Below are 2,668 nucleotides of genomic sequence, written 5' to 3'. Positions count from 1 at the left end.
GTCGAACCATGAAAATTGCAACACGTTGATTTATAACGGTTCATCCTTCGACAGGCTCAGGACGAACGAGCAATTTACGGGTTTTTAGAGGTGCCCATAACTGACTAAACTGGCTTAACTGGCTAAACTTTATTCAATACATTTATCGTTTCAATGAGCGCAAGGGCTGCCTCTTCTCCCTTGTTTCCCTGTTTTGTTCCTGCACGTTCTATGGCCTGTTCCAGATTGTCGGCCGTAATCACTCCGAATGCCGCGGGAACTCCCGTATCAAGATTTACATGCGCAACGCCCTTTGCAACCTCGCCTGCAATGTAGTCGAAATGAGGGGTGCCTCCTCTTATCACCGCTCCTAGGCAAAGAATGCCGTCGAATTTTTTGCTGCGTGCGAGTTTTTGGGCCGCCAGCGGTATCTCGAACGAACCGGGAACCTTAAGAATTGTGAGGTCCTTTTCGTCGCCGCCGCCGCGAACAAATGCGCTCACCGCTCCCGAAAGAAGCCTGTCCGATATCATGCTGTTAAAGCGGCCGACGACCACCGCTATCTTCAAGCCCTTCGATTCATATGTGCCTTCGAGTATCTTTGTCATATTCCCTCCATGGCCAGCAATGCCAGCAAGGCTGGCAAGGCCAGCAAAGTTATTTATACCTTCTCAAGTAAATGGCCCAACTTTTCCCTTTTGGTCTTCAAATAAAATTCGTTGCTCTTGGTGGGGGCTATTTCAATAGGTACCCTCTCCACCATTTCAAGGCCGTAACCTTCAAGACCCACTATCTTCTTGGGATTGTTCGTAAGAAGCTTTAATTTTGTGATTCCTAAGTCACGTAATATCTGGGCGCCGATGCCGTATTCGCGAAGGTCCGCAGAAAAGCCGAGCTTTTCGTTCGCCTCTACAGTATCCAGGCCCTCATCCTGAAGCGCGTAAGCCCTGATCTTGTTGAGTAGCCCGATACCTCGGCCTTCCTGTCTGATATAAAGGAGTACGCCTCGGCCTTCCTCTTCTATCATTTGAAGCGCACGTTCTAGCTGGCTACCGCAGTCGCAGCGGCTGCTGTGAAAGACGTCTCCTGTGAGGCATTCCGAATGGACCCTTACAAGCAGCGGCTCGTTCACATCGATCTCGCCCTTTATCAGCGCAATGTGAGTCCTATCGTCCGAATCGTTCTCGAACGCCACTATCTTATAGTTATCGCCAACTCCCAAGGGAAGCTTTGCCTCCACAACGCGTCTCACCAGAAGTTCGTTCCTCATCCTGTAGCGTATGATGTCCGCTATAGACACGATATTGAGCTCATGTTCGGCCGCGAACTTTTTAAGCTCCGGCATCCTTGCCATTGTGCCGTCTTCGCTCATTATTTCACAGATAACGGCGGCGTTTTTCATGCCGGACAACCTTGCAAGGTCCACACTCCCTTCGGTCTGGCCGGTCCTTACGAGCACTCCGCCGTTCTTCGCCAAAAGCGGGAATATGTGGCCGGGCCTGACAAAATCTTCCGGTCTTGCGTCATCTTTAATGGAGGAAAGTATCGTGTGTGAGCGGTCATGAGCCGAAATGCCGGTCGTGGTCCCATCTTTAGCGTCGATAGATATCGTAAAACCGGTGTGAAAACGCGAGGTGTTATCGTTCACCATTGGAGGAAGGTCCAGCTTCTTGGTATATTCCTCTGTGAGCGCCAGGCAGACAAGTCCTCGCCCGCGCTTTGCCATAAAATTTATGGCCCCGGGGGTCGCCTTTTCTGCGGCAATGGCCAGATCACCTTCGTTCTCCCTATCCTCGTCATCTACAAGGATGACCATGCGTCCCGCCTTAAAATCCTCTATCGCTTTCAAAACCGCTTCGCTCATAATTTAGAACCCGTTCTGTCTCAAGAATTCCCCGGTAATATTTGAATGTTCATAATACTCCGAGGCGTCGACATGCGTCAGTTTCTCTACATATTTTCCTATTATGTCAACTTCTAAGTTAACAAGATCGCCCGCCTTTATATATTTGAAGGTCGTCGCCTCTATCGTGTGTGGGATGAGGAATATCTTGAAACTATCTTTACCGGCATCTGCCGCGGTTAGGCTGACCCCGTTTATGGCCACAGAACCCCTCTTAATAATGTAACGGGAGAGCTTAGGCGACAACTCAAGTGTTACCTCGACTCCCTTGTCGAACTTATTGATATTAGATATCTTGCCTACACCGTCAACATGCCCCTGAACCAGATGACCGCCTAGTCGCCCGCCCATTTGCATGGGCCTTTCTACGTTCACATGATCGCCTGCCGAGAGGTCGCCAAGCGTTGTCACTTTTAAGGTCTCAAGGCCGATATCGGCCAAAAACGTGTTCCCCAGACGCGACGTAACGGTCAAACAAACACCGTTTATTGCGACAGAATCGCCTATTTTAAGATCGTTGCCGGGGATCTCGGCCATGACCTCTAAAGAGGCGTGGTCTGACCTCTTTTCAACTGTTTTAACGCGTCCTATGGACTCGATTATGCCTGTGAACATAGTTTAATGGGGTCCCTATACCTAGCAGTATTGCGCCATCCGGTCAATTAACAAAAAAGCCCGGGAGGCGTTTTTTAACCTGCCGGGCTTTTGGTTATAACTTGAGGGCACCTCTAAAAACCTCCGTTCATGGTGAGCTTGTCGAACCATGAAAATTGCAACACGTTGATT

Annotated in this window: 3 protein-coding genes; all 3 read right to left on the bottom strand. The window is 49.7% G+C overall.

The features are described 5' to 3' along the window. Positions 1-122: 122 nt before the first annotated feature. From COV46_01530 to COV46_01520, 3 genes are read right to left on the bottom strand one after another with little or no spacing between them, the layout of a single operon-like run. The gene (locus tag COV46_01530) at positions 123-587 is read right to left on the bottom strand and encodes a 6,7-dimethyl-8-ribityllumazine synthase (GenBank protein PIR18019.1); all 465 of its coding nucleotides are present in this window, start codon (positions 585-587) and stop codon (positions 123-125) included. A gap of 53 nt (positions 588-640) precedes the next feature. Continuing rightward, positions 641-1,843 (bottom strand): bifunctional 3,4-dihydroxy-2-butanone-4-phosphate synthase/GTP cyclohydrolase II, encoded by a 1,203-nt coding sequence (locus COV46_01525; GenBank protein ID PIR18018.1) that lies wholly within the window; start codon positions 1,841-1,843, stop codon positions 641-643. A gap of 3 nt (positions 1,844-1,846) precedes the next feature. Next, a complete protein-coding gene (locus tag COV46_01520; GenBank protein ID PIR18017.1) occupies positions 1,847-2,497 on the bottom strand; it encodes a riboflavin synthase in 651 nt (216 codons plus the stop codon). Positions 2,498-2,668 lie beyond the last annotated feature (171 nt).

The sequence above is a fragment of the Deltaproteobacteria bacterium CG11_big_fil_rev_8_21_14_0_20_49_13 genome, from assembly GCA_002796305.1.
Classification (GTDB): Bacteria; UBA10199; UBA10199.
This window is presented reverse-complemented; position numbering and strand designations above follow the sequence as displayed.